This window comes from Roseomonas sp. BN140053, assembly GCF_047690175.1.
Taxonomy (GTDB): domain Bacteria; phylum Pseudomonadota; class Alphaproteobacteria; order Acetobacterales; family Acetobacteraceae; genus Roseomonas.
This window is the reverse complement of the sequence record NZ_JBLLEB010000014.1, coordinates 14,589-39,997: the sequence shown is the minus strand read 5'-3', so window position 1 is coordinate 39,997 and position 25,409 is coordinate 14,589. Positions and strand designations below refer to the sequence as shown.

Sequence of the window (25,409 nt, the reverse complement as noted above, 5' to 3'; positions counted from 1 at the left end):
GGGTGTGGCGGGCCTGGCACGCGCTGCACGATGAGCGATCAACCACGGTGAGCGGCGTTGCGGCGCCGATGGGCGGAATGATCCTGAAATCCCGCCCGGGACGCATTCCCTGGTCGGCGGTGGACCGCTGGTGCCGGCGGCAGGGCTACGGCCGCGAGGACCAGGACCTGCTGTGGCGCCTGCTGCGCGTCATGGACAGCGAGTTCCTGGCCTGGTGGACGGCGCGGGAGAGCAAGGTGTGAGCGGTTCGGTGTTCCGGCGGCAGGTCAGCGTGTTCGTGGACCGCAGCCTGACCCCGGCGGCGCAGTCCGCGCGCCTCGCCGCGGTGGCGATCGAGGGCCGGGAAGAGCTGATCCGCTCCGGCCGGGCCTCGCCCTCCTACAGCACCACCGTGGACGGCCGCGAGGGCGCCCCGGAGGCGCAGGTGCGGCCGGACGGGCGGATCGTCTACCGCTTCAACCTGCTGGGCGAGGCGGCGGTGTTCGCCATGAGCTTTCTGCGCTCCCGGGCGCCGTCGCGCTCGGGCCGGTTCAAGGACAGCTTCGTCTACGCGGTGGGAGAGGGCTTCACCGGCGGGCCGGCGCGGGGCACTTGGCACAACGGCGCCAAAGTGGCGGCCAGCTACGGTACGGCCCGGATCATCCGGACGGAGAGCTTCGACCCGCAGCGGCTCGATGCGGCGGAGGTGCTGCTGTTCAACCAGCAGCCTTACAGCCGCAAGGTGGACGTGCAGATGGCAGGCAGCAGGCGGCTCCGCTTTGAGGTGCCGCCGGGGATGTTCGATGACGCGGCGGCCGCGGTGCGGCGCCGGTTCCCGACGATCGACGCGCGCCGCATCTACACGGTGCTCTTCCCGGGCGGCTGGCGGCTGAAGACGGGCCAGAACGCTGGGAAGCAGGTGCAGAGCCCGGCGCTGGTGATCAGCACGCGGGGGTAGGGACGCGAGCGGCTTCCGAGGCTGGTGGCGCAGGCGATGGTGCGGGAGGGTTAGGTGGGCGGGTCATAAGAAGCAGGGCCGGGCGGCCTGTGCCCAGGGAGTTAAGGCTGGCGGCATAGGGTCGTTCCTTGCCTAGGCGTCTCAAAACCAGCAGCATCGAGTTAACTTGCTGGTCAACGGAGGCGTCACCATAGTGCGCGCGACAGACAGGGGGAGCCATGGCCGACACCAAGCCTCGCTCCGGCAAGAAGGTGCCTCAAACGATCCAGGAAGAACTGCTGGACGTCCTCGCCGAGGTGCCGGCCGCATTGCGGGAAGCGCACGACCGATCCAAGGCTGCCCGCGAGCAGCACGCGAAGCGTGTGGAGGAAAGTCGTGAGTGGATCAGAGGAGGCTCAAGGCCCCTCAAGGGCCGTTTCCGCTTATGATTTTCTCTATCACGACGCGAGGCGCGTAGGTTCGTTTCTCGCACAGTTCTCTGACGAAGGCGTTCTTCAGCAGGCTAAGATGATGCGGAGTAATGCCACCACCACAGGAAACAAGCGTACCGGTGGCGGCAAATTTTCGGTCAAGGTTATCTCCGGCTCTGGAGGTTTCGAGGACGTCGAGGGGTCTGAGGAGAGGGAAAGTGCTGAGCGGGTTTATGATCCGCTTTGGGCAAATGCGCTCACATTACTAGAATTTTTAACTGACAAAGGGTTTATGCGCAGAGGTCTGATTGACGCAAAAATCGGCGATGTAGTTCTGGTCACAGGTCAGCTAATTGTAGCTGATATGGCGCTGGTCAAAACTTTGTACGCGATACCGGAAGTGCGTGAAAATTTCATTAAAAGCACCCTCGCTTCAACGCCGGCGGAGGCGGCTGGAGACGACCCGCAGCGAAACGCCGAGGTGGTTTTTAAGATAGTATCCCAACTGCCCTACGGAACTCAGGCGCGAGTTATTACAGTTGACAGACAAGTTGTGTGGGCGCCGTTGCGGAGCGAGGCTCTGGTAACGAGCGCTACAGATCTTGCTCTGTCACATGGGCTTCGAGTGGCTGGCACTTGGGCAATGCTGGGCATTTTGGATGCTCTTCCCGAACACGAGACGCCCTTCGAAGCTGAGGCTCCGCAGCCTGATGCGATTACCGAGTATGGCCTGCTTGGCGGCCCGCAAATTAGGGATCTCTTGTTGATATCGCCAAATTTGCGTTCGCTTGGCCGGCCATTTCACGCGTACGGAATGACACCGATCCTGATCTTTCGAGAAGTTCAACCAGTGTCCGCTTGATACAAGGACAGGGAATACCGGGCGGAGAGTTAAGGCGCCGGCCTGCTCTGTAGGTAAGCGTTGATGCAGTTCTGACGCGCTTGCGCACCGGCGACGGAAGCTTCCAGGTTTAGGATCGACCGAGGATTATAGTAGGCCGCCTCGATCTGCGCTCCCTGCGCGCGGCACATGGCCTCAGCCTGCACGTCTCGTTGCCGCTGCCCCTCGCGCGCTTGGTTGGCCAACTGCCCTCTGCGCCGGGTCTCCACAGCTTGGGAGAGCCGAGCCTCCTCCGCCGCGATCTGTTCCTCGGTGGGCCTCCGTGTCGCGCTCGTTCGGCGCCCCGGGGCGGGTTAGGGGCGTGGTGGTTAGTCGCAGCGGAGTGGGACGGGAAAGCCTGCCCTGCTCAGAATACCCACCAGATGACAGCGCCGATCATGACCCACAGCAGCACCGAGATAGGCAGCGCGTAAGCAAGACCCCGGGTTAAGGACCCGGCGGGTTCAGCTTTCTGCTCAGCGGGCGTGCAGCTTTGAGGGAGAGCATCGGGGCGCGATGGTTCGCCGAGCGTGCTGCTGACCGGCGACGGCATCCTGGCACTCTCGCTCTGTTCCCTGTTCCTTTGAAATTAGTTGTGCTGCGTGGCTGTCAATGCAACCCGAAACGGTGTCGCGCTACCCGTGGCTCATCGTGGTGCTGGTCTGAGGCGCGGGTGCAGTGGGGTGGGTTAGGGACCGAGGTGCGCCATTATTCGTCCCACGCTTCCGGCCTCGGTGCCGGCCGCTCTCGGGGAAGAGTTGGATCTCGACGCTGGACAGGCTCGGCGCTGGGAGTGGTGACTTCGTAAGGGGCCGCTGAAGCGGCGCGACGAGTTAGGTTGGCCGGCCTGGAAGGTTGGTCAGTTCCGGCACTCAGACCTATGGCCCGAAGGTCCAGCAGAAGATCAAGGACCGCCATGAGCCCGAACAGAGCTGCGGCGGTGGCAGCTGCATAAATGCCCGCCACCAGAGAGGGGATGTTCCACTCGCGCCAGGCGGCAGAGCCTTCGCGGATCGACTGTACCAGCCCGGCTGGCGCTGCGGCGTAGAACTGCATTCCGGCGTAAACAGCGAGGGCGAGTGCCGTGAGCAGCAGCAGCCAGTAGGCCAGAGGTCTGGGGATGGTCACGTGGTGCTCGCTTGCTGGAGGGGTGGCGGGGTCGGTTAGGGGCGGTCAACTAGCCCGGCGGGAACGCAGCGACATTCGACCCAGGTTGGTCTGCCGAACCGTTGCCGCCGGCGGAGGGATACCCCCTCTGGACCACCTCCAGAATGTACGAACCGTGCTCCCTGGCTTCCTCGGGAAGCAGGCTGTTGGCGAGATGGAAAACCTGCTCGATGTCGCCGGCCGACAGGACGCCTCTTTCCTGCAGCGTGCCGGTCAGGACGCCCAGGTAGGAGGTCAGCGCCACGAGCTGCTGGGTCTGCTGAGACCATTCGGACATCGGGCGGGCTCCGGGGTAGGGGGGCTGGGGCTAGGGGCGGAGGTCGGCTCAAGGTGAGTTATTCTTTGTCGCCGATGCGACTGGCTGCGATTGCAGTCCTCTAAGGTCCGAGTAAGCCAGCATTTCTGTTGTGATTAAGGTCTCTGCATCTTTATAGAATGCAGCTAAAGAATATTCTTCTTCGGGTATTTCCTTGGCTTTGCCGCGGAAATAACGCCTGCGAAGAGCCCGAAGTCGCAGAAACGCGCTCCTGTTATGACGCCACACTGAGGCCGGCCGAAAATAACTGTCGCAGGTGGTAAGGATGGCGACAGCCGTTGCAACGATGGTTGTGACCGCAGTCCACTTGCCTGGCAAAGAACTAGCCGTTAATGCCGGCACGATAGCGCTCAAGATAATTAGAGCAAGTCGCAGGATAGTATCTGTCTTTCGGTGCTTTGATGCTGCCTTGTCAAAGAAATTTATATAATCATCTACGAATGCGAGAACCTCAGCTTCCCCCATCGGTTTCGCTTCCGGAGCTACAGCCATCGTTAAGTTTCCTTCGTCTGGTTGTGCCTGATAGCGCCGTCTGAGGGAGGCGGGGTCGGGTGGGTTAGGCTAGGGGCGATGCGTCTCGACCTGCCGGGTGTCTCGGTGACCGCATCGCTCGCAAACGATAGTGTGGACCTTGGTTCCGAAGATGCCGAATGTCGGGTCATCTTTGACCTCAATCACCCGCATTGGCGAGCCGCATAGCGGGCAGTGATCTGGTGGCGACTTCCGCCCTTCGAGGGTAGCAACCTTCGCTTCCAGTTCCGCGACGCGGCTCCGCAAACGCAGCAATTCCGCCCACTCGGGCAACTCCTGAAGGGCCTTCCGAATGTCCGAAGCTGAGACCACAGCACTCGCACCTCATCGTTGGTTCGTGGGAGAGAATGGCCTGACCTGCTGGCGGGCGGAAATGACCCGCATCGAGGTGGTCAGGACGGCTGAGGGTAAGACGTTGCGGCTGCTGCGCGATGGTGACGTGCTGGCCAGCGCGCAGCTCACCGTGGAGGGGGCCAGGGCGCTCGCTAGGCTGCTGGCGGACTAGGTGGGCGGGGGCTGCTCGGCTTTGCGGGCTTTCAGTTGGCCAGGCAGGGTGAAGGCGTAGGTCAGGAACACTTCGGTGAAGGCTTGGAGGGCTTTGGCCTCGGCTTCGGTGAACTCTGTTTCCTCGTGTGCGGCGTCGTTGCCAAGGGACCGAATTTCATCGGCCCACTCGCGCATCGTTGGTGTTACGCCAGTCTCAATCGGTAGGTTTTCAATCCTCCTCTGAAGGGTGCCTTTCCCTTCAGGGTGAAGGAGTTTAAGGCCGTTTTCGAGAGATTTTCTGAACATGATGCCGGCGGCTTCCCAGTGACGGCGCAGAATATTGTCTTGGGCTTGCGCGAAAGCGCGCTTCACATTTTCTGGTAAAAACTTTGGCAAACTGGGCTCTTCCGGCTCAGGCCAATACCGAACGAGCCGAGCATCACTCTTGTGGCTGTTAGCGCCTATCCAATTCAAAATGCTTGCGCCCTGAACTAGCGCAACCACTCCTGCATCACAGTTTCCGCAAACCATTAGGGCATTGAAGATGTTGTGGCCTTTCTCCTTCTGCTTCGCCGCGACAACGTTGAAGCCGGAGGCTTCAGTCCCGCAAAATGGGCAGTGCGCGCTGAAGGTGGCCGGCATGGATCGTCCTTGCGATAGGGCGTAGCAGGGTGGGGTGGGCTAGGGGCGGGCTAGAGTGCCGGCCTGCTCTGTATGTAAGCGTTGATGCAGTTCTGACGTGCTTGCGCACCAGCGACGGAAGCTTCCAGGTTCAGGATCGACCGAGGATTATAATAGGCCGCCTCAATCTGCGCCCCCTGCGCGCGGCACATGGCCTCAGCCTGAACGTCTCGCTGCCGCTGCCCCTCGCGCGCTTGGTTGGCCAGTTGCCCTCTACGTCGGGTCTCCACAGCTTGGGAAAGCCGGGCCTCCTCCGCCCCGATCTGTTCCTCGGTGGGCCTCCGCGTCGCGGTCGTTCGGCGCCCCGGGGCGGGTGGAGGCATCTCCGCCTCGATGTTGGCCACGGCGGCGCGACGCACGGCAGCGGTGTAATCGGGCGATCCAGTGAGGGCTCGCTCTAGCAGTTCGTTCTCACGGGCCGCTTTGGCGGCTTCCCGCTCCCGACGGGCGCGCTCTTCGGGGGTATTCGCCCGCTCTGCCGCCTCTGCCTCTCGCTGACGACGCGCGTCAGTTTCCGCCCGAAGTGCCGCCACTTGCTCCGCAGTCATAACGTACAGAGGCGGCTGTGCTTGGGGCGCGCACGCTACAACGGCGACGCACACCACAGTGACGCTCAACAGTTTTCGCACCTTCGCCTCCATCCCGGAGACGAGACGCTACTGCGAGTGAAGGTTGTGTGCGAGGCGCTAGCGTTCGCTTCGAAAGGGCTTGCCGTCCTTGCGAAGCAAAATTCGGGGTCCCGGTTTCTTTGGGGTGACTGCTGGGTCAGGAGAGCCGGGAGGCTTAGGCGGCGGTGGAGCGTCAGCTTCGGCAGGCTGCCCCAGCTTCATTCGCACTTGGTCAGACGGCTCGCGATCCTCACTGTGGCTGATGAGACGCGACATACGATCTTCGAAGTTTCTGATCTCCTGCTCTGCGAGTTGCTTAACGAGCCGCCACTTTCGTAGATCTTCTGGGTTAGTCATCAAGCGTTCTAGCGTTTGCGTCGCCTCAATGAGGTGGCCGGCCAGATACAAAAGGCCGTTTTGCTGCGTCATTATTAGGGTTCGTTGGATCTCGATCATCTCTCCGGGGGCAAAGGAAGCCTCTAGTCGCGCCACTACCTCAGCATTGAGTGTTCTGGCTTCCACTGAAGCTTGGCCGAGCAAGCGTTCATGCAGCTCTCGTGGGAGGCGAAACGTAACTCGGTGTTGGCGGTCGTCGCTCTCGCTCATGCAGCAGACCTACGTCACATTGCTGTCGATTTCTATTGTGTGAGCCCTGCTGTCGATGTAGCGTCCGAATGACAGCAAACGGCTGTCAGAAGAGGAGGCCATGCAGCAGGACCGTCACCGACTACAGCTTCGGGTCCCGCCCCATCTTCAAGAGTGGATCGCGGGGCAGGCGGCTCGAAATTTCCGAAGCGTCAATCAGGAGGTTGTCGCCCGCCTTGAACGAGAGCGGGAGCAGGACGCTCAAGCTACCCGCCCCGAAACGGGCGGTCAGTCGGCGGCAGGGCAAGCTTCGCGGGCGTAGCCCGCCGCCGACTTCCACACTCTGCCCACACCGTGTCTCACCGCGGTGTTGGGCCTCACATCGAAAGGGATCTTCGACATGAGTTCAGCGGAACATAGGGGCCTTGTCCCCGTGATGGAACAGGTGATCGGGGGAGCCCGCGTCCAGACGGTGGACGCCCGAGACCTTCACAGCGCCCTGGGGGTGCGGAAGCGCTTCACAGACTGGGCGAAGCAGCAGATCAATCGTCTGAGGCTTCACCCGGATCGCGACTATCGAGGTGAGGTCAGTCCCCTGGAGGGGATTAATTCGGGGCGCGGCCGCCCCGAGGCGACCTACTGGTTCACCCTCGACGCGGCGAAGCACGTTGCCATGATGGCTAACACCGAGAAAGGCTTCGAGGTCCGAGAGTACTTCATCGAGTGTGAGCGGCGTGTCCACGGCGAGGCGATCATTCCGCCAGCGCAGGCGGTGGTGGACCCTCTACCCAGCGCCATCGCACAGGACCCGGCTTGGGCTGCGTGGCTCTCGCTGCCGAAGGATGAGCGGACCTGCCGTCAGCAGGATGTGAAGCTTTACCGCCAGATGGGTGGCCCCGCTCTGATGCGCTGGGCGGCCTGGAACTGCGGCCTTCCGATCCCGCCCCACTACCTCCTGGGCGTGCGAGAGCAGTTCGAGATGGAGTTGCAGCGTCGCGCTGGCGGGCAGGGGAGTTCCATCCTGATCTCGGTGAACCAGGGTGGGGGGAACGCCTGATGGCCCCGGACCCGAAGCTTCAGTCCCATCAGCGGCCGGACGGCATTGTGCCGTGTGCGCTGCAGGCGGCTAGCGCGCCGCCGAAGACAACGGAGCCCTCGAAGGAGCCGACGCTGCCGCCTGTGCCACAGCCGGACAAGCTGCGGGCGAAGCTGGTGTTCGGTCTCATCGCGACCAGCTCGACCAGTATCGTCGCCGGCCTGCGCGCGGACGGCCTCATCGCTGATGCGGAGAAGCTGGCACGCTACATTCTGACTGGAGAGATGCCGGCTTCCGCCAGGGAGGACGCGCACTGATGCCCGCCCTGTCCCGCCGCGCCGCCCTGACCGGGGCGGTTGCGATGGTGCCGGTCGCTATGGCGAACGCCGCCCCGCCGCTGATCTGGCCCGAGACGCGCACGCTTCGGGCGGCGGACGACAGCATGGCGCCGTTCATTCGCCAGGGTGACCTCGTGGTGGTCACCTCCGTCGAGAGCTTCCGGTGGGATGGCTGCTACACCCTGCGGGAGGAGAGGGGCGCCGCCGACGTGTGGCGGTGCCAGTCTGTGGGCCGTCAGGGCATTCTGGTGAAGAAGGACAATCCGGATCATCCGTATAGCCGGGTCGTCATGAGCGCCGCGGAGTTCGCGGCGGCCGTGGTGGGGCAGGTCGGAGCCGTGGGCCGGATCACCGACGCTTCAGTGTTCTGTCAGGCCTGAGCCGAACCACCATCGCTGAGTAAGGAAGGGCGCCTCCGGGCGCCCTTTCCGTTATCAGGCCGTCTCGCCCCCAAGGTGATACGGCCGCAGCAGAACTTCCGCCGGGATGTGCCACTCGTTCGCGAGCCTCCAAGCCTGCTCCATGCTCAACGGGCGCTTGCGGCTGAGGAGTTCGGAGGCGCGGGAGCGGGAGCCGAGCAGACGAGCCAGGGCGGACTGGTCGTAGCCGGCCTGCTCCATGCGGAACTTGATAGCATCCACGGGGTCGGCGGCTTCGATCGGCCAGCGCTTCGCCTCGTAGCTCTCGATAAGGGCGGCCAGAACGTCGAAGCGGTCACCCTCGGGGGTGCCGGGCTCAGGCTCCTCTGCGAAGTAGCGCTCGATCTCCTTGAGCGCCCAATCGTAGTCGGCTTCGGTCTTGATGGGGCGGATGTCCATTAGACGGTCTCCGGGTTGATGCGGTCGTACTCGGCGTGGGTGCCGATGAACTTCACCAGCACGCGCTGGAAGCGGTACGCGACCATGACCACCAAGCGGTACTTGTTCCCGCCGATGTCGAAGATCACGCGGTTGTCGGCCACGAAGTCGGCGCTGCGGAACATGGCTTTCACGTCGGCCGGGCCGGTCCAGGTGGCCTTGTCCACCAGGGCATACCAAGCGCGAAGCGGACCCTCAGCCTGCGGGTGGGTTTCCCAGAACTCCCGCAACGTCCGCTTGGCGATGATCTGCATGGGCACCTTGTAGCATGCCGTTCCCAATCAGGGAACAGAAATGTTCCCTATTCGGGAACTACCTCGCACAGACACCCTGAGCCGAGGAGGACCGCATGGCCGCTGAAGCCCTGTCTGCCCTCCTGAGCCGGCCCCACCCCAACCGAGAGGAGGCGTAGACCATGGCGACCGTCTCCCAGGTCACCGAAGCTGCGTTCGTGGCCCGCTTCGATGACGCAATATCGGCTGGCGCCAACGCCGCCACCGCGGCCATGGCCAAGCTGGCCAGTGCCACCGAGGCTGTCGAGGAGCGGGTTACCCGATCTGAGCGCAGTGCCCGCTCGTGGGTCGGCCAGAATGACCTCGTCACGCAGGCCGCCAACCGCGCCGCCAAGGCTGAGCGGGACCTTACCTCCGCCCGAAAGGCCCTCGCTGACGACCTCGCGGCCGGAGGGGACAAGGCCGCAGCTGCGACCCGTGCGCTGGGTGCGCTGAGCGAGAAAGCGGCGACGGCACAGAGCCGTTACGCCGCCCTGCGCAGCGCCGGGTCCGACGTGACCAAGGGGATGGAGGAGCAGAGCGCCGCCGTAGTGAAGGCCACCAACGCCTTCGGCTTGGCCGGCTATCAGATCCGCAACCTAACCGCCCAGGCCGTGGATTTCGCTGTCCAGGTCGGTTCCGGCGGTGGCCTGTTCACGCCTTTGCTCCAGCAGGGCCCACAGGCCGTGGACGCCCTTGGCGGCGTCAGCAAGGCCATCTCCATCCTCGGCCAGGTCCTGACGCCGACGCGCCTCCTGGCCGCTGGCTTCGCTGCGTCGCTGCTCCTGGCTGTCACGGCGGGCGAGAGCCAGGAGCGGGCCATGGCGGCCCTGTCCACCCGGCTCAAGGCGACCCGGGCTGACTATGCCGCGCTCACTCAGTCGATCGAGAGCAATGCGCGGGCGCTCGCCGGCAGCACCGGGCTCTCGACGGCCGATGCGCGCGAGGCAGGTGCGATCCTGGGCGGCGTCAGCACCTACAGTGGCACCCAGCAGGACCTTCGGCGCCTTCAGACCGTGGCAGGCGACGTTGCCGCCATGATGGGGGTTACCGTCCCCCAGGCCGCCGAGAAGATGGCCGCCGGTTTGCGTCGGCCGGGCGAGGCGGCCCGTCAACTCGCCGCGCAGGACCTGCGCACCCTAGACGAGCGCACGCTGCGCAGCATCGAGAGCCTGGACAACCTGGGGCGGCGCGCCGAGGCCAGCGCGCTGCTGATGGATGCGCTCTCCCGCGCCGCTGGCAACGCCCGGGACGCGCAGACGCCGTTCCAGCGGGCGCTGAGCGACCTCGACGCTGCTGTGACGCGAGTGTGGAACGGCATCCGCCCACTGATTGCCGGTATCGGCACCGAGTTGGTGAACGGCATCGCCGCCGCGGTGGATGGCATCGCGAGGCTGATCGGCCAGATCGACAGCCTCGGCCGCGCCTTCGGCGAGAGTGCCATCGGCCGCTTCCTGCTCTCCACCGACAGCGGCCCGGCCGCGCTGCTGAACGGCCTCGGGCGGGTGCAGGCCAACGTCGCATCCTCCAACAGCGGCCCGCTGGTAAACACTGCTTCCGCCGCCGAGATACGGGCTCGGGTGGAGTACGATGCAGCTCAGCACAACGTCCCGCGCGATTTTGCGCTCGCTGTCGCCGGGCAGGAAAGCAACTTCCGGCAGATCGACAGCAGCGGTCGGACGCTGACTTCTTCGGCTGGCGCTCTCGGCACGATGCAAATCATGCCGGCCACGGCGGCGGCTCTCGGGATCGACGCCAACGATGCCGCCCAAAACATCGCTGGTGGCATCCGCCTTCTGGCTCAGCTGCTGGAGCGGTATGGCGGCGATCAGAGCCTCGCTGCCGCTGCCTACAATGCCGGTCCGCGCCGGGTAGACAACTACATGGCCGGTCGTGGCAGCTTGCCGCAGGAGACCTGGGACTACATTCGCCGGGTGGCGCCCGATCGCACCCAGAATGGTCAGGTCGTAGCGTCGGGCGGTGTTCTCGCGTCGCGTGCCGAGACACTAGGAATTGCGGACGAGCGGGCGCGTGCCGCCAACGTTGTCTCCGATCAGACCCGAAAGATTAGTGAGCAAATCGCGCAGACCCGCGCAGCGCTCGCGGTCCCTAATCTCGACCTCGATAGTCAGGAGCGTCTGAATGGGCTGCTTCGTCAGCAGCTGGCCTCTTACGAAGCATTGAAGTCGCCAGAGCAGCGCCGCCGCGAGCAGTTCCAAGACTATGTCGACGTGATGACCTTGGCTGAGGGGGCGTCGCGGACCCTGCGCCAGGCGGAGCTTGAGGAAGCGCGGGCCGCGCAGGCGGAAGGTCGCTCGCCGAACCTCACTCAGGCACGCGCTGACGCGCAAACAAAGCTGAACCTCGCGCTTTCCGAGACGGTGGCACATCTCAACCGCGACACTGATGCTCAGCAGGCGCGAAACGAGGCGGGCCTGCGAGGCATCGCCGCTCAACGTGACGCTGAAATCGCCACCAAGGCGCAGGCAGAGGCGGTGAACTACGCGGAGCGGACGGGGGCGAACTACACGGCCACCGTCGCGCAGCTCACGCAGGCCTACAAGGACCAGCAGGCCCAGGCCGGCGCTGCCTCCCTCGTTGGTTCCGTGCAGGATATGGAGGCCGCGAACAAGCAGCTCCAGCTGGAAACCAGCCTGATCTCGGCTTCCACGGCGGAACGCGAACGCGCCCTGGCTGTGGCGCAAGCACAGCGGCAGATCGACAAGGCAGGCGCCGACGGCACTGACGTGGCCGACCGGATGCGCGCCGCTGCCGCCGCCGGTGCTGACTTGCGGAGCGAGAACCGCCAGCTGACGAACAGCTGGAACGCCCTGGCCAACATCGGCGAACAGGCCTTCGACCGCATCGGCGACGCAATCACGCAAGCCTTCGCCAACGGCAGCCTGAAAGCGATCGACTTTCGCAACGTCGCCAAGGCGGTGCTGAGCGAGATCATTCAGCAGGCGTTGCGCCTGGCGGCGATCAACCCGTTCCTCAACGCCACCTTCGGCGGCGACCGCGCCACGCTGGGCGGGATTGCGACGGTGGCGGGTGGCGAGCAGGGAGGTGTTGCTGGCGGCGGCTCGGGCGCCGCCGGCAACGCCCAGCAGGCCAGCACCGCCTACAGTGCCTATAACCGGCTCAGCGGCATGAACCCCGGCGATTACATCAGCGGGGCCAAGTCGTTCAACACGGGCATCGGCTTCGCCGACAGCTTCCTCAACACCCCGATCGCCGGCTACAGCGCGGTGTCGGGCATCGGCGCCTCCTCGGCGGCGGCAAACGGTTTCGGCTACGCAGGCGGGGCCACCGCTTCTCAGGCGGGCGTGGCTGCGGTCCCAGGCGGGCTTTCCAACGCAGGAACCGCGGCCTCGGCGGGGGCGACTGGTGGGCTCACCTACGGCGCCGCCGCGGCTGGTGCCCTGGGCATCGCGGGCGGTGCCTACGGGGTCTACAGCGGCCTTCAACGCGGCGGCCCGGGCGGCTACACTTCGGCCGCCGGCGGCGCCGCCACGGCAGGCCTCAGCGCCGCCGCTTTGGCCGGCATGGCCGTGCCGGTCTACGGCTGGATTGCCGCAGCTGTCCTGACCATCATCGGCGCCCTGCTGCCCGGGCAGAAACCCTCCAACCGCGAGGGCAACTCCTGGGTGGACCTGAACGGCGGCGAGAACGGCGCGACGCAGTTCGTGGCCGGCGGGGCCACGGGCAAGAAGCTCTCCGAGGAGAACCGCGCCCAGGCAGCGGCCGCCTCCAAGGCCTTCTCCGACTTCGCGGACCAGCTCGGCACCAAGCTGGGCGGGATGAACATCGGCGGCCAGTTCAGCGTCGGGTTCGGCGACCGGGACGGCATCTATGCCAAGTTCGGAACCGAAAAGAAGGAATTCGAGGTCAAGGACGGCGACGAGAAGGCCGCCTACGAGGAGATGGCCAAATACGTCATGCAGCGGATCGTGGGCCTCGCCCGCGAGCAGGCGACCGGCGACTACAAGGCCATCCTGGACCGCAGCGGTGACGACCTGAACGAGTTGCAGAAGAACCTCGACTTCTACGAGGGCGCCTACAAGCAGCTGAGCAAGACGGCGGAGGAGGCCGCCTCTACCACCACGCAGTTCGCCCAGGCCCTGGACGCCACCCGGGCGCCCTACGCTGCAGCCATCGAGGAAGCGTCCCGGCTGGGCTTGAGCATCGACAAGCTGGCCGACCGCCAGTCCGAGGCGGTAACCAAGCTCCTCGACCAGCGCCTGGACGCGATCATCGGCATCCAGAACACCGACCGCGACCGGGTCCTGGCGGCCGGCGGCGCCTCCTCCACGACCATCGCCCTGCAGTACCGCAGCGAGGCGGTGACGGCCGACATCAAGAACCTCACCGAGCAACTGCGGCAGATGGGGCTCTCCGCGGACGAAAGCGCCGAGACCATCGCAAAGCGGCAGGGTGCCCTCGACGCCGAGACGGCCGCCATGCAGCGCCAACTGTCGATGGCTCGGGTCACCAACGACAACGGCCTATGGGATCGCATCCAGCAGGCCAGCGGCTTCGGCGACCAGCCGGACCAGATGGCCTGGGCCTACGAGCGCAAGGCTGCCCTGGAATGGCAGCAGGCGCAGGTGGACGGCATCACCGACCTGACGCTGCTGTCCCGCGCGCAGGCGGAGGAGCGCTTGCAGATCGAGCGGGACGCCAACGCCCGACTGCTTCAGGCGGCGCGCGATGCTGCGGCCCAGCAGATCAGCGCCACCAGCAGCCGTTACTCGCTGGTGGATCGCTTGCAGAACGCGCTCTACGGCAGCGACGATCCCGCGGTGCAGTTGGAGCAGTTCGACCGGCGCGCGGCGCTGGAGCGCTGGCAGGCGGCGAATGACGGGGCCGCCGACCTCGTGCTGCTGGAGGAAACGCTGGCGGCAGAACGGCTGGTCGTGGCGAAGCAGGGCGGTGCCCAGCTGGCGGCGGAACAGAAGGCACAGCAGGACCGCGCCGCGCAGGCGGTGACCGGCGTCATCTCGTCCCTGGCGGACTACGCCCAGAGCTTGCAGACCTCCGACGCCTCGCCCCTGTCGGCCCGGGACCAGTACGACCTGACGGTGGGCCAGTTCAACGCCGTCTCCGGCGCGGCCATGGCCGGCGACTACAACAGCCTGTCCAAGCTGCAGGGCTACAGCGAGAGCTTCCTGGCTGCCTCGCGGGCGGTGAACGGATCGGGCGCGGCCTACGCGGCCGACTTCCAGCGGGTCGTTTCCGCACTGGGCGAGGTGGGGAAGGTCAGCCCCGACACCCTGACGGCCTCCTTCATGGCGACCGAGACCAGGGCACAGACCGACACCCTCAACACCACCCTCACGGACGGCTTCACCAAGCTCGTGGACCGGATCGCGAAGCTGGAGGCGGTGTTGATGCAGGCAGGTAACCGGCCGGTGCGCAACGTGGCATGACCGCCCTTCGCCCCCTCGGCTCCGCCCCCCTCGGCGCCCGTCTCCGTCGCGACCCGACCGGCCGCCCGGTCGGCGTGGCCGGGCCGGAAGAAGGCCCCCTGTTCTTCGCGGTGGAAATCGAGGCGCTGCAGCCCGGCACTGCTGCGGTGGCGGAGAACCGCGGCATGGCGGCTCGGCCCATGGGCGCACTCGCCCGGCGGCTCGCGTCGCGCGAGGTGACCACCACCCTGCGCGCCTCGGACGTGGGCTACCGGACCCGCGCCGCGGATGCCCCGGGGGTGGTGGTCTATCCGCCTCTGTTGGACAGCGGCTTCCAGGTGGATCGCGAACTGGGGCTGGCCCCGGCGGAGGCGGCGCAGAGCTTCGCCTGGGGCACGGCCACCCTGATCAACGCCGAGCGGCGCTGGGATGGCGTGGCGCGGGGCTTCAACGCCGACGGTCGCCGGGCGCGCGTCCTGGCCGGGCGCCGCACGCTGGATCCGGTGCGCGAAATCTGGCTCGACCCACCCTATGCCGAGATGCGCGAGGTGTTCGCCGGCATCGCGCAGCCCTGGAGCCTGACCGAAGAGCAGTTGCAGGTGCCGCTGCGCGATGCCGGCTACTGGATCGAGCGCCCGCTGCAGATGGCCCGCTACGCCGGCACCGGCGACTACGAGGGCACCGCCGATATGGCCGGGCAGCTCAAGCCCAAGGTCCGGGGTGGAGCTCCCGGCGCGCCGGTGCGCCAGGTCACGCCACGGCTGATCGACCCGGTGCGGCAGATCTACCAGGTCAGCGACGGCCCGATCACGGTCGCGGCCCTCTACGAGGCGGGCGACCCCACCAACATCACGCTATCTGGCGATGTGTCCGACCTGCTGACCGGGCAGCCGCCGCTGGGGCAGTACCGCACCTGCAACGCCCGTGGCTGCTTCCAGCTCCGCTCCAAGCCGGCCGGCCCGATCACGGTAGACTGCACCGGCGCCTTCCCCCTCGGCGGCATGGCGAGCACCGCCGCGGCGATCGCCCGGTTCCTGCTGCTGGAGGAGATGCAGCTGCCGGCGGCATTCCTGGACGAGGCCTCCTTCCTCGGCCTTGACGCCGCCTTCGCCTTCCCGGCCGGCTGGTGCTGGACCGAGGAAACCGATGGTGCCCAGGCCGTGGCGCTGCTGCTGGCCTCGGTGGGCGCGCGCATGGCGCCGACCCGCACCGGCCGGTTGCGGGCGCTCCCCCTGGCCCGCCTGCCCGCCGGCGCCCGGCCGGTGGCCACCTATACGGCGACGGAGATCATCAGCGTGGTGCCGCGGCCGCTGCCGGCACCCCTCTGGCCACCACCGGCCGCTTGGCAGGTGGGCTGGGGGCGAAACTTCACGGTGCAGAACACCGGCCTGGACCCGGACGTGCAGAACACCACGCTGGCAGCCGACTTGGCGCAGGAATGGCGGCAGGCGAGCGCCTCATCCACGGACGTGCTGCTGGGGTGGCGCCGGCCGAGCCAGCCGCCACTGGTGCAGACGGCTCTGACCCGCTTCGACGGCGCCGGTGCGCTGGCGGCTTCCCTGCGGGACCTGTGGTGCCAGCGCCGGCCGGTGGAAGCCTACGACGTGACCCTGCCGGCGGGCATGGCGCTGCGCCACGAGCTGGGTGAGGCGGTGGTGATCGCCTACCCGCTGGGGGACCTCGACGGCGGGCGCCTCGGCCAAGTGGTGGGCGACAAGATGCGTGCCGGAGAACCCACCGGACAGTTCACCGTCCTGCTGGAACCGCGGGCCTAGGAGACGAGCACGCATGGCGATCGCGGGGCTGGGCTGGACCGACCGCAGCCGGACGGGCCGGCTCACGGCCAGTTCCGAGGTGAGCGGCCTGGGGGTCGGCAATCTGCAGAACGACCACGGGTCGGCTTCGATGGGCTGGCAGACGGTGGGAACTTCCGGCTGGTTTCGCATCGAGACGGACAGCGCCGATAATGGCTGGCAGGCATTCCTGCTGGCCCGAACCAATCTAACGCCTTCGGCCACGGTGCGGTGGCGCGTCGGCAACGATCCGACCTTTGCGACGTGGAATTGGGATACCGGCGTGCAGCCGGCAGGCGTGGCGCGGGGCATCGGCCAATCTCTCACCGTAGCGCCGCTGCAGCTGGTCACGCAGGTTCCGGCGAGCCTGGGCCTGCTGACGGAGGACGGCTCGGTCATCGTGACCGAGGCGGGCGGGACTATGGCCACGGCACTGCGCGGCCGGTACTGCCGCTGCGACATTGCCGATACAGGCAACCCCGACGGGTTCCTCAACGTGCCGCTGGCCTATGCTGGTCTGCTGGTGCAGCCACGACGCAACATTGGCTGGGGTACCACGCTGGGCCGCAACCAGGCAGGTAGCACGGTACGCAGCCGCGGCGGCTCCTCCTTCACGGAGTTGCAGTGGATGGCGCGGCGCTGGGCCGTCGAGTTCGCCTCGCTCGGCCCGAGCGAGGTCTGGCCGTTGGTGATGGACCTCGACGGCTACGCCCGGCGTGGGAGGAACGTGCTGTTCGTGCCCGACCCGGACAGCCCGGACCGCAACCGAGAAGCCGTGTTCGGCCAGCTCACACCCACCGCCGATGTGGCCTTCCCCTTTCAGACGATGGAGCGCCGCAGCTGGCGCGCCACCATCGAGGAGCGCCTGTAGCATGCCCCGCAACCTCGTCCTGGAGACGGCGAACAGCCCGGGAAACAGCACCGCCATCGCCCTTGCCGGCGCGCCCACAGGCTACCGCCCCTGGCTCGTCGGCGCCGGCGCGGGCGCACGCGAGGACTACGTCATGCGTGGTGCCGATGGCCTGTGGGAGGTCGGCAGCGGATATGTCACCGCCGGATCGCCCAACACCTTCACCCGCGAAACGGTGATCGACGGCTCCGCGGGGCCTGGCAACCGGGTGAACTTCACGGGGCAGGTGGACATCTACTCGGACCTGGTCGCCGGTCCGGACGGCAAGCTGCGCAACGCGGTCCTGCCCGAGCCGCTGCTCACGCAGCTCAACCTCACCGTGGCGCAGAGCATCCCGACCGGCGTCGAGACGACGGTCTCCTGGAACAACGCGCCCTTCAACACCCTGGGCGGCGTGAATGGCGCTGCGCCCTATACCGCCGTCACCGTCCCGGCCGGCGGCACCGGCTGGCACAGGGTGACGCTGGTCTGCAACTTTGACCCAGCCACCGCCGGCACGGTGCGGCGGGTGAAAGTCTTTCGCACCACGAACGGCACCCCTGACGCGGTTCTGCTGGGCGAGACCCCGGCCTCGTTGGGCACGGGCTGGCTGCCGGTTCTGACGCGGCCGCTTCAGCTGGTCGTAGGCGAGGTCATTTCCGTGACAGCGTTTCACGACCGCGGTGCGGCGCTCGCCTTCGTGGGCAACCTGACCTTGGAGCGCATCCGGGGATGAGCGACCACCTGGGCTGGGCGTCGGTCACCGCCCCGCCGGAAGCCGACCTTCCGGCCATCGCGGCAGCTGCCGGCGGGACGCAGCGGCTGCGCTACGAGGGTGGCCAGCTCTACGTCGAGGGCGTGGAGCAGGCCGCGCTGGACGCCGCCCTGGACAGCGTCGGCACGGACCCGCCGAGCATCGCATCCCCGGTGCGCACCATCAGCCCCCGCGAGTTCCGGCTGCGCTTCACGCCCGCCGAGCGCGGCGCGGTAACGCTGGCGGCATCCCGCGCGCTGGAAGCCGACGATCCGACCCTGCAGGTGTTCCTGGACGACCTCGCGGCCTCCTCGGTGGTGGAGCTCGATCACCCCGACCTCGCCGCCGGCATGGACGCCCTGGTGGCGCGCGAGCTGCTGAGCCGTGCGCGGGCCGACGAGATTTTGGAGTAGCGGCATGGCCGATGTGAAGATCAGCGACCTGCCGGAGGCGGCGACGGCTGGGGATGCCGACCTGCTGCCCATCGTGCAGGGCGGCATCACCAAGCGCAGCCTTGTGGCGAAGCTCCGCGCAGGCCTGGCGCTGCAAACGGACCTCGCCGGGGCGCTGGCCAGCATTGCCACGCTCACCAGCGCGCAAAGCGGTCTCGCAGCCAGGCTGGCAGCGGCCGAGACGGCGATTGCGTCGATGCAGGATGGTGGTGGCACCGCGCCGCAGCCCAGCGGCTGGCAACTCATCGCCTCCCGCACCGGCACCCAGGTCACCACCCCCGTCGCGGTCACCAACTGGATGCCCACCGGCGCGGTTGGCATGGCCATCCTGATCAACGAAACCATTACCGGCACGGTCCAGAACGTCTCGGAGCAGGTGCGGGTCCACTTCGAGCAGACCGACGGCGGCCGGCTCAACGTCTGGGCCAATAACAACGGCAACGGGCACGACCTCATCGGCTTCGTGAGCACCGGCCACGACAATTACCAGGACGGCGTTGGCCCGGACTACGTGGTCGGGCAGACCCGCCGGATCGCCATCTTCGTCTCGGCCACGCAGGCCTATTTCGGCCCGCAGTTCTTCAACCCAAGCGACGAGTTCGGCTACGAGACGCGCAATCTCGTCTCGCCCGTGACCCTCACCCTGGGGCACCCGAGCTACAACGCCACCATCGAGGTCCGCACCGCCCCCCTCTACGTGATGCCCACGAAGCAACAGCGCCTGGCGGTGTATGCGCAGGGCACGGCCGGCTATGCCCCGCCCGGGCCGGAAGCGGTGGACACGACCCCGAACCCGCCCGTGGTGAACGGCGATTTCTCCACGCTGGCGGTGAACTACGACATCCTCGCGCCCTACGTGCAGACCGCGCGCCACCCGACCGGCACGACCGATCCGACCGCCTCCGTGCTGCCGCTGGGCGTCACTGCCGGCACGGGCGGCCTGACCAACAAGCTCAACGCGGTGTTCACGCCCGGCGGCACGATGGACACGCGCGCCAAGCTGGAGGCGCGCACCGAGTTCCTGGGCATCTTCGGGGACCTCAGTGGCCCCTTCGCGGATGGCCGAGATGGGAACTACGGCAATTATCGCGCTCGGTATCGCGAGTTTCCCGAGAACGACCCCCGCAACCTGCACGTCTTCACCTCCCAGGGCTTAAAGCTGAAGGCTCGCGGCACGGGCAAGAACTGGGCGAATGTGGGTGACGGCGGCGAACTCGAAGCTGCCTGCGTGCGCTTCCTCACCAAGTTCACCAAAGGCAGCATCATCGAGTTGCGAGCGCGGTTCCCGGTTGCGGCTGGGAACTGGCCGGCTGGCTGGTTCGTGCCGGGCGAGCAGGAGCCGGTCAGCAATCCGACCGACTACCCGACCGTGCGCTATCAGGACGGCTACAATGCGGGTGCCGCGGGTAAGCCGTTCTTCGAAGTCGACATCTTCGACAACTTCGGTTGGGACGGCGAGGACAGCCGCTTCCGCTACTGGTTCATGACCCCGGGATATGCCCCGAGCGGCCAGCCGAATTACCACCAAATGGCCGAGCCCTACGCCACCAGCAGCGGCATCGCGACGAAGGATACCACCGGCAAGGGTGGCTTCATCCTGAACTATGACAACAGCGCGGCCATGCACACCTACTCGGTGGAGTGGCGCACCGATGACCTCCTGATCCTGCGCATCGATGGCGTGGTGGTCTGCGTGAAGAAGTATGTCACCGAGCCCATCGTCAACAGCCACCTGATCCTCAGCAACGAGGCCGGGCCGAAGTTCAACCCGCAGATTATCGCCAATCTCGTGAACAACGGCGGGATCGAGGACGGCTGGTCGTACACCTACGAGCATGCCCGGATCTGGTCGGGCAAGAGCAACATCGTCCTCTCCGGCGCGCCCTACAACATCTCCGGCGCCGCCTGACCGCTTAGCGGGGGCGCTCCGCCCTCACCCTTTCGCATCCGTGCCACCAGCCCTGCCATCGCGGGGCACTTCCGCTTGGAGAGCCACCATGGCCACCGTGACGGCGCTGGGCGGCGCGGCGCCGGCGCCTGCCGAGCCGACCTTCGTGCGCGGCCGGTTCGCTCTTCCGATCCGGGCTAGCGGCGAGACCCGGCCGACCGTCAGGAGCCGCGGCTGGTTCGTCTGTCCTCGCCCAGGAGTGTCCGCCTTGAGCCTTTCGATCGTGACACGGGTCTACCAGGGGCAGTCCGTCACCCGGATCGCGACCTTCGTGGACGCGGCGAATGCCCCCGTCGACGTGACCGAGCCCCGCTTCTTCTGGACCAGCCCCACCGAGATCATGGTGGTGACGCCGCCCGAGGCGGTGGTGCGCCTGGGGGTCGGCACCTACGCCTCGGCCATGTGTCCGGTCCTGGCTGGGCGCTGGTCGGTGGTGGCACGCTGTACGGGGCCGGCTGCGGCGGTGGATCTCGGCCTGATTGAGGTGGTGTCGATCCCTGCGGGGGCGCTGCCGCCGCCACAGCCCTTCGTCACCACCGACGACAGTCTGTTCCTGATCCTGTCGCCTGACGGCGCTCTCGTAACGCGCTGAGGAGCCGCGCCATGTCTGGAATTCTTGGCTCCCGGGGCATCTCCGGAGTGCTGGACGAACTCGGCCTGCCGCAAGGCATCGCCAAGGCGCTGCGCCGCGCGCCGCCCGTGCTGGCCGATGTTGGCGCGCTCGCCTGGGACCGGCCCTTCGTGCTGGTCGGCGCCGGGCAGTCCAATGCCGCCGGCGCCGATCCGAACGGCGACAAGACGGTCGAGGCCGGGATCCGGATCGTCTCCGGGACCTCGGGCAGCGGCCTTTCCGTGGTGCCCGCGGCCTTCGGCGCCGCGCCGCTGAACAACGGCGCCAGCGGCAGCGCCAGCGCCGACCCCGCGCAGTGCTACAACAACAGCGCGGTGCACTTCGCCAACCATCTGCGCCGCTCCGGCCGCATCGCGGCAGACCGTCCCATCCTGATCCTGCCGAACTGGTTCCCTGGCGAGAGCCTCGGGAACTGGGTGGGCAGCGGCACCGCCTCCAAGAACTGGGCCGGGCTGCTGCAGGTCCTGGCGGCAGCGCAGGCCTGGTGGTCCGCGCAGGGCTACCCGGGCGTGGTCACCATCGACCACGTGATGTGGACGCAGGGCGAGGCGGACAGCACCAGCGCGGCCACCGGCTACCACACCCGCGACCTCTATGCCGCGGGCTTTGCCACCCTGCGCGCGCAGTTCGCGGCGCTGCCCGGCTGGACGGCCGGCACCACCATGACGGTGCAGGAGCTGTGGGGCTGGGGGCGGCAGCCCGCGGGCATCCCGAGCAACGCCCGCAACGACTTCTTCCGGACCCTGGCCGCAGGAACTGATCGCGGGGTGGCCCTGGTATCCTCCCAGGGGTTGCTTCCTTCCCTGAGCAATGGGCCTACCCACGCGCACGGCTCCTCGTTGGTCGAGATCGGTCGCCGTAACTTTGCGGGCTGGGCCCGTATGAGCCTCGGAGCTGGCCATGCTCCGCCCATTCCCACCGCCGGCGACGGCTCGCCCGATGTGCGCTCGCACGAGATGGCGCTGACCACCAGCGACACGACCTACCTGGGCCTGGATGACCTGCGCGGGGGCTTGCGCATCTCGGCCGCCGGGGCGCCGACGGTCTACCTGCCGCTGGGCGCGGTGGCCGCCGGCACGCCGCCCATCCTGCTGCACGTGTGGAGCGCCAGCGCCGGGCCCACCCTGGTGTTCCCCGACAACGGTGCGCTGACCATCAACACGGGCGACGGCGCGGTGCCGAACCTCAGCCTCGGCGTGGGGCTGTACCGGCTCTGGGTGTCTCGCGGCGCCTGGTACTGCGAAACGGTGTCGCTCGGTTCCAGCTCTGCCGCAGCGGCCTACAGCCCCGGTGCCGGGACCGCACTGACGCCGGGCGCCATCACCACCGCCCAGGTGCAGGCGCGGCTGGTCTACGCCTGCTCGGCCGGTGCCTACACGCTGCCCAACCCGAACGGCATGGGCGCGGTGGAAATCGGGCTCTTCGCCTCGGGCGGGGACATCACCGTAGCACCCGGCACCTCCGGCGGGCTCTGGCTTCCGGACGGTACGCTGGCGTTCTCGGGCGGCGCCACCATGACCATCCCGGCCGGCAAGCTGGCGGTCTTCGCGCCGATCGCGAACTCGCGTTGGGGGATCATCGGCGGCACGGCGGTCACCCCCGCGGCAGCCGCGGGCATGGCCGCCGAGACATCGGGCAGCTTCGCCCCGACGCTGACGGTGGAGACCACCCAGGGTGACCTGGCGGTGACCTACGCCACGCAGATCGGCCGGTGGTACCGCCACGGCAACCGCATGTTCGTGGAGGTCTTCCTGACCTGCACGCCGACCTTCACGGCGGCGCAGCTGGCCGGCGGCTGGCTGATCACCGGCGTGCCCGTGGTGGCGATGAGCGGCATCGTGCCGAAGAGCCCGCTCTACCATTCGTCGTCGCTGAGCTACCCGACGGGCAAGGTCGGCCCCTTCGTGCTGCAGCAGAACGGCAACTGGCGCATCCGCATGCAGGGCAGCGCCTCGGGCGGCACGGACCTGCCCATCGCCAACATCGCGAGCGGGTCGGCGCTGAGCCTGGAGTTCCGCGTCGACTACGAGGTTGCGGCCTGATCCTGGGCACTTCGCGCTCTGCCACCACCCATCCCGGAGGCCACCATGGCCGAGACCACCACCTCCACGCCCCGTGGCGGCGCCCTGGCGGCTGCCTACTCGCGCGAGCTGCTGCTCGCCAGCACCGCGATGCGCGCCTCGGCCGCGGCGCAGACGGCCCTGGCCGATGCACTGGACGCCATGCTGGCGCCTGCGGCCGACCCGGCGCCTTTGCCGGCGCCGCAGGACCCCGCGCCGACGCCGGTCCCTGAGCCCGCGCCTGTGCCCGAGACCGTGCCGCCGCCCGTAGAGCCCGCGCCGGTCCCGATCCCGGTGCCCGACCCCACGCCCATCTCTCCGCCGGCCCCCACGCCTGCCGGCAGCGACCTGACCACCATCCGCCTGTCCAACGTCGGCGCCGGCCCGCTCCCGGCCGGCATCGCCTCCTTCGCCACCGTGTTCGCGCCGGGGGAGGTCCCCGCCGGCCACGGCCTCGCCGCGCGCCTGAACGGCACGGCAGCCCAGGCGCAGATCGACGTGCAGAACACCCACGCCGACGGCTCGGCCCGCTTTGCCCGCGTGGCGGTGTCGCGCCCCGAACTGGCCCCGGGCGCCTCGGTGGAGGTCGCGCTGGCAGCCGTGCCAGCCCAGGAGGGCGCCGCCATCACCGCCTCTCTCCCCGAAGTCGCGGTGGAGGTGACCCGCGGCGGGCGCACGGAGCGCGTCGTGCTGAGCGCGCTGGCGGCCACCGGGTATCCCCGGCGCGGCGCGCTGGCGCGGTCCGCGCGTCACACCGCGCTGCTCGACGGCTCCATGCGCCTGGTTGCCGACCTGTCCAGCTACCGGGGCGGCGACGGGTTCGGCCTGGACCTGCAGGTGAACAACGACCGCGCCATGGAGCTGACCGGTGGCAGCAACGTCACCTACGACCTGCGCGTGCTGATCGACGGGGCGGAATTGTTCAAGGCCGCCGGCATCGCCCATGCCCAGTACCAGAACAAGCTGCTCCGCTTCCCGGCGCCGCACGACGGCGGCCAGGGCCTGCGCGCCCCCGAGGGCGGGGTGCTGCACATCCGCCACGATGTGGCCCGGCTGGCCCGGCTTGGCGCGGTGTTCCCGTTCGACGTATCGCTGACCGTCCCGGAGAAGGCGCTCGCCGCCTATGCCGTGGCGATGGCGGCCCCGGACTGGGGTGCGTACTGGGGCAAGCGCGGCATCGCCCCCTATATGCCGACCACCGGCGGGCGCGCCGATATCGGCCTGGTCACCGCCCACGTCGCGCGCTGGGTCATCTCCCAGGACCCGCGCGCCGCCGCCTACGCCCTGGGGCAGGCCGAGGCCGGGTTCTCCATCCCTTGGTTCTACTGGGATGAGCGCAACGGCACCTGGCTGAACACCGACAACTACCCGCAGATCACCGCCAATGGGCGTCAGGCGATGGTCAAGAAGGTGGACCGTCTCGCCGCCGGGCTCACCCAACACGCCGACTACGCGGCCACCGGGTGGAACCCCGATGCCGCCCATCAGCCCGACCTGTTCGCGGTGCCCTATCTGCTCACGGGCGAGCCCTGGCTGCTCGACGCGCTGAATGCGCAGGCGTCGTGGAACATCGCCACCGGCTGGAACCAGGCGCGCAAGAACGAGCAGGCGCTGATGTTCATCAAGCCGCAGGTCCGCAGCGCGTCCTGGGGCATCCGCACGCTGGAACAGGCGCGCTATCTCTCGGCCGACGGCTCGCCCGAGCAGCGCTGGGCGCAGGGTGTGGTGGAGCGCAACTGGCGCAACATCCTCGACCAGATGCCGGCCTGGATGGCACGCCACGGCGAGATCGGCGGCTTCGTGGACCCGGAGGACTACACGGCCTATTCCGGCGGGGTCGCGACCTGGCAGCAGAACTACCTGATCCCGGTGGTGGCGCTCGCGGCCCAGCGCGGCAGTGCCGACGCCCGCTCCGTGCTGGAGCAGCTCGGCGACTGGCTGGTGCGCTCCTATCGCGACGACGTGCCCGGCTACAACTGGCGCGACGGTGCGGCGATGAACTGGCTGGTCGCGGAGTGGCTGCCCGCGCAGAAGGCGGAAGGCACTCAACCAGCGCTGCCGGCGCGGCAGGGCAAACTGTTCACGACCTACGCTGAGGTCGGCGCGGCGATGGAGATCACGAAGCGTTCCAACGGCGCCGGCTGGAGCAAGGGGGAACCGCAGGGAGGGCTGGCCTCGCTGGCCAGTGTCATCCTGACGCTCGGCCCGGACGCCGCTCTGTCGCGGCGGGCGCGTGCGACCTACGAGCGCATCGTCGCGGCCGGTCCTGCCGACAGCACCCGCGCCAAGGTGGGGGAGAACCCGGCCTTCGCGGTGATGCTGCCCGGTGGGTATGTCGGTGGGTAGCGGGATGCCGCTGCCGCACGACAC

The 25,409-nt window shown here is 67.7% G+C and carries 24 protein-coding genes; 18 read left to right on the top strand and 6 right to left on the bottom strand.

Annotated features, from left to right (window positions below; all coding sequences use genetic code 11):
• Positions 1-47 precede the first annotated feature (47 nt).
• The 4 genes from ACLIBK_RS14260 (at position 48) to ACLIBK_RS14245 (ending at position 2,209) form a co-directional block, all read left to right on the top strand.
• On the top strand, positions 48-242 hold the full coding sequence (locus ACLIBK_RS14260; protein WP_415387939.1) for a hypothetical protein: 195 nt from the start codon (positions 48-50) through the stop codon (positions 240-242).
• Positions 239-937, top strand: a complete 699-nt coding sequence (locus ACLIBK_RS14255; protein ID WP_415387938.1) for a hypothetical protein — start codon at positions 239-241, stop codon at positions 935-937. The genes ACLIBK_RS14260 and ACLIBK_RS14255 overlap by 4 nt, the downstream gene beginning before the upstream one ends.
• A 218-nt stretch (positions 938-1,155) precedes the next feature.
• Positions 1,156-1,365: a hypothetical protein gene (locus ACLIBK_RS14250; protein WP_415387937.1), complete on the top strand. Its 210-nt coding sequence runs from the start codon at positions 1,156-1,158 to the stop codon at positions 1,363-1,365.
• Positions 1,366-1,444: 79 nt separating this feature from the next.
• The gene (locus ACLIBK_RS14245) at positions 1,445-2,209 is read left to right on the top strand and encodes a hypothetical protein (protein ID WP_415387936.1); all 765 of its coding nucleotides are present in this window, start codon (positions 1,445-1,447) and stop codon (positions 2,207-2,209) included.
• 1,195 nt (positions 2,210-3,404) lie between these two features.
• Here ACLIBK_RS14245 and ACLIBK_RS14240 read toward each other — a convergent pair.
• Both ACLIBK_RS14240 and ACLIBK_RS14235 read right to left on the bottom strand, forming a co-directional pair.
• The gene (locus tag ACLIBK_RS14240) at positions 3,405-3,671 is read right to left on the bottom strand and encodes a hypothetical protein (RefSeq protein WP_415387935.1); all 267 of its coding nucleotides are present in this window, start codon (positions 3,669-3,671) and stop codon (positions 3,405-3,407) included.
• Positions 3,672-3,719: 48 nt separating this feature from the next.
• On the bottom strand, positions 3,720-4,202 hold the full coding sequence (locus tag ACLIBK_RS14235) for a DUF4231 domain-containing protein (protein WP_415387934.1): 483 nt from the start codon (positions 4,200-4,202) through the stop codon (positions 3,720-3,722).
• A 376-nt stretch (positions 4,203-4,578) separates the two neighbouring features.
• Here ACLIBK_RS14235 and ACLIBK_RS14230 point away from each other — a divergent pair, with 376 nt between their 5' ends.
• Positions 4,579-4,746, top strand: a complete 168-nt coding sequence (locus tag ACLIBK_RS14230) for a hypothetical protein (RefSeq protein WP_415387933.1) — start codon at positions 4,579-4,581, stop codon at positions 4,744-4,746.
• Here the strand turns inward: ACLIBK_RS14230 and ACLIBK_RS14225 are convergent.
• Positions 4,743-5,369 (bottom strand): DUF4145 domain-containing protein, encoded by a 627-nt coding sequence (locus tag ACLIBK_RS14225; protein WP_415387932.1) that lies wholly within the window; start codon positions 5,367-5,369, stop codon positions 4,743-4,745. The two genes, ACLIBK_RS14230 and ACLIBK_RS14225, sit on opposite strands and share 4 nt — an antisense overlap.
• A gap of 725 nt (positions 5,370-6,094) precedes the next feature.
• Positions 6,095-6,622: an Arc family DNA-binding protein gene (locus ACLIBK_RS14220; RefSeq protein WP_415387931.1), complete on the bottom strand. Its 528-nt coding sequence runs from the start codon at positions 6,620-6,622 to the stop codon at positions 6,095-6,097.
• A gap of 100 nt (positions 6,623-6,722) precedes the next feature.
• Between ACLIBK_RS14220 and ACLIBK_RS14215 the strand changes: the two genes are divergently transcribed.
• From ACLIBK_RS14215 to ACLIBK_RS14200, 4 genes are all read left to right on the top strand, one after another.
• Positions 6,723-6,923 (top strand): Arc family DNA-binding protein, encoded by a 201-nt coding sequence (locus tag ACLIBK_RS14215; RefSeq protein WP_415387930.1) that lies wholly within the window; start codon positions 6,723-6,725, stop codon positions 6,921-6,923.
• Positions 6,924-7,037: 114 nt separating this feature from the next.
• Positions 7,038-7,658, top strand: a complete 621-nt coding sequence (locus ACLIBK_RS14210; protein ID WP_415387929.1) for an antA/AntB antirepressor family protein — start codon at positions 7,038-7,040, stop codon at positions 7,656-7,658.
• Positions 7,658-7,954 (top strand): hypothetical protein, encoded by a 297-nt coding sequence (locus ACLIBK_RS14205; RefSeq protein WP_415387928.1) that lies wholly within the window; start codon positions 7,658-7,660, stop codon positions 7,952-7,954. The genes ACLIBK_RS14210 and ACLIBK_RS14205 overlap by 1 nt, the downstream gene beginning before the upstream one ends.
• A complete protein-coding gene (locus ACLIBK_RS14200; protein ID WP_415387927.1) occupies positions 7,954-8,355 on the top strand; it encodes a hypothetical protein in 402 nt (133 codons plus the stop codon). Before ACLIBK_RS14205 ends, ACLIBK_RS14200 begins: the two co-directional genes overlap by 1 nt.
• 54 nt (positions 8,356-8,409) lie before the next feature.
• On the opposite strand, the gene ACLIBK_RS14195 is transcribed toward ACLIBK_RS14200, so the two are convergent.
• Together ACLIBK_RS14195 and ACLIBK_RS14190 are read right to left on the bottom strand one after the other, a co-directional pair.
• A complete protein-coding gene (locus ACLIBK_RS14195) occupies positions 8,410-8,793 on the bottom strand; it encodes a helix-turn-helix domain-containing protein (RefSeq protein WP_415387926.1) in 384 nt (127 codons plus the stop codon).
• Positions 8,793-9,086, bottom strand: a complete 294-nt coding sequence (locus ACLIBK_RS14190) for a type II toxin-antitoxin system HigB family toxin (protein ID WP_415388027.1) — start codon at positions 9,084-9,086, stop codon at positions 8,793-8,795. The genes ACLIBK_RS14195 and ACLIBK_RS14190 overlap by 1 nt, the downstream gene beginning before the upstream one ends.
• Before the next feature lie 161 nt (positions 9,087-9,247).
• Between ACLIBK_RS14190 and ACLIBK_RS14185 the strand changes: the two genes are divergently transcribed.
• The 9 genes from ACLIBK_RS14185 to ACLIBK_RS14145 all read left to right on the top strand — a co-directional run bounded on the left by ACLIBK_RS14185 (position 9,248) and on the right by ACLIBK_RS14145 (position 25,385).
• On the top strand, positions 9,248-14,533 hold the full coding sequence (locus ACLIBK_RS14185; protein ID WP_415387925.1) for a transglycosylase SLT domain-containing protein: 5,286 nt from the start codon (positions 9,248-9,250) through the stop codon (positions 14,531-14,533).
• A complete protein-coding gene (locus ACLIBK_RS14180) occupies positions 14,530-16,287 on the top strand; it encodes a hypothetical protein (RefSeq protein ID WP_415387924.1) in 1,758 nt (585 codons plus the stop codon). Before ACLIBK_RS14185 ends, ACLIBK_RS14180 begins: the two co-directional genes overlap by 4 nt.
• 13 nt (positions 16,288-16,300) lie before the next feature.
• On the top strand, positions 16,301-17,176 hold the full coding sequence (locus ACLIBK_RS14175; RefSeq protein ID WP_415387923.1) for a hypothetical protein: 876 nt from the start codon (positions 16,301-16,303) through the stop codon (positions 17,174-17,176).
• A 1-nt stretch (position 17,177) separates the two neighbouring features.
• A complete protein-coding gene (locus ACLIBK_RS14170) occupies positions 17,178-17,930 on the top strand; it encodes a hypothetical protein (protein WP_415387922.1) in 753 nt (250 codons plus the stop codon).
• Entirely contained in the window at positions 17,927-18,361 is a 435-nt protein-coding gene (locus ACLIBK_RS14165; RefSeq protein WP_415387921.1) for a hypothetical protein, read from the top strand. Before ACLIBK_RS14170 ends, ACLIBK_RS14165 begins: the two co-directional genes overlap by 4 nt.
• A 4-nt stretch (positions 18,362-18,365) precedes the next feature.
• Complete coding sequence (locus ACLIBK_RS14160; RefSeq protein ID WP_415387920.1) at positions 18,366-20,309, top strand: hypothetical protein; 1,944 nt, start codon at positions 18,366-18,368, stop codon at positions 20,307-20,309.
• Positions 20,310-20,556: 247 nt separating this feature from the next.
• Positions 20,557-20,940 carry a hypothetical protein gene (locus ACLIBK_RS14155; RefSeq protein ID WP_415387919.1) on the top strand — a complete coding sequence of 128 codons (384 nt, stop codon included), beginning with the start codon at positions 20,557-20,559 and terminating at the stop codon, positions 20,938-20,940.
• An 11-nt stretch (positions 20,941-20,951) separates the two neighbouring features.
• On the top strand, positions 20,952-23,021 hold the full coding sequence (locus tag ACLIBK_RS14150) for a hypothetical protein (protein WP_415387918.1): 2,070 nt from the start codon (positions 20,952-20,954) through the stop codon (positions 23,019-23,021).
• 45 nt (positions 23,022-23,066) lie between these two features.
• The gene (locus tag ACLIBK_RS14145; RefSeq protein WP_415387917.1) at positions 23,067-25,385 is read left to right on the top strand and encodes a hypothetical protein; all 2,319 of its coding nucleotides are present in this window, start codon (positions 23,067-23,069) and stop codon (positions 25,383-25,385) included.
• The last annotated feature ends 24 nt before the right edge of the window (positions 25,386-25,409 follow it).

Bases quoted from the DNA above. Each gene is read 5' to 3' on its own strand.
- ACLIBK_RS14250 (WP_415387937.1), top strand. From the start codon at position 1,156: ATGGCCGACACCAAGCCTCGCTCCGGCAAGAAGGTGCCTCAAACGATC.
- ACLIBK_RS14245 (WP_415387936.1), top strand. From the start codon at position 1,445: ATGATGCGGAGTAATGCCACCACCACAGGAAACAAGCGTACCGGTGGC.
- ACLIBK_RS14240 (WP_415387935.1), bottom strand. From the start codon at position 3,671: ATGTCCGAATGGTCTCAGCAGACCCAGCAGCTCGTGGCGCTGACCTCC.
- ACLIBK_RS14235 (WP_415387934.1), bottom strand. From the start codon at position 4,202: ATGGCTGTAGCTCCGGAAGCGAAACCGATGGGGGAAGCTGAGGTTCTC.
- ACLIBK_RS14225 (WP_415387932.1), bottom strand. From the start codon at position 5,369: ATGCCGGCCACCTTCAGCGCGCACTGCCCATTTTGCGGGACTGAAGCC.
- ACLIBK_RS14220 (WP_415387931.1), bottom strand. From the start codon at position 6,622: ATGAGCGAGAGCGACGACCGCCAACACCGAGTTACGTTTCGCCTCCCA.
- ACLIBK_RS14215 (WP_415387930.1), top strand. From the start codon at position 6,723: ATGCAGCAGGACCGTCACCGACTACAGCTTCGGGTCCCGCCCCATCTT.
- ACLIBK_RS14210 (WP_415387929.1), top strand. From the start codon at position 7,038: ATGGAACAGGTGATCGGGGGAGCCCGCGTCCAGACGGTGGACGCCCGA.
- ACLIBK_RS14205 (WP_415387928.1), top strand. From the start codon at position 7,658: ATGGCCCCGGACCCGAAGCTTCAGTCCCATCAGCGGCCGGACGGCATT.
- ACLIBK_RS14200 (WP_415387927.1), top strand. From the start codon at position 7,954: ATGCCCGCCCTGTCCCGCCGCGCCGCCCTGACCGGGGCGGTTGCGATG.
- ACLIBK_RS14195 (WP_415387926.1), bottom strand. From the start codon at position 8,793: ATGGACATCCGCCCCATCAAGACCGAAGCCGACTACGATTGGGCGCTC.
- ACLIBK_RS14190 (WP_415388027.1), bottom strand. From the start codon at position 9,086: ATGCAGATCATCGCCAAGCGGACGTTGCGGGAGTTCTGGGAAACCCAC.
- ACLIBK_RS14185 (WP_415387925.1), top strand. From the start codon at position 9,248: ATGGCGACCGTCTCCCAGGTCACCGAAGCTGCGTTCGTGGCCCGCTTC.
- ACLIBK_RS14180 (WP_415387924.1), top strand. From the start codon at position 14,530: ATGACCGCCCTTCGCCCCCTCGGCTCCGCCCCCCTCGGCGCCCGTCTC.
- ACLIBK_RS14175 (WP_415387923.1), top strand. From the start codon at position 16,301: ATGGCGATCGCGGGGCTGGGCTGGACCGACCGCAGCCGGACGGGCCGG.
- ACLIBK_RS14170 (WP_415387922.1), top strand. From the start codon at position 17,178: ATGCCCCGCAACCTCGTCCTGGAGACGGCGAACAGCCCGGGAAACAGC.
- ACLIBK_RS14165 (WP_415387921.1), top strand. From the start codon at position 17,927: ATGAGCGACCACCTGGGCTGGGCGTCGGTCACCGCCCCGCCGGAAGCC.
- ACLIBK_RS14160 (WP_415387920.1), top strand. From the start codon at position 18,366: ATGGCCGATGTGAAGATCAGCGACCTGCCGGAGGCGGCGACGGCTGGG.
- ACLIBK_RS14150 (WP_415387918.1), top strand. From the start codon at position 20,952: ATGTCTGGAATTCTTGGCTCCCGGGGCATCTCCGGAGTGCTGGACGAA.
- ACLIBK_RS14145 (WP_415387917.1), top strand. From the start codon at position 23,067: ATGGCCGAGACCACCACCTCCACGCCCCGTGGCGGCGCCCTGGCGGCT.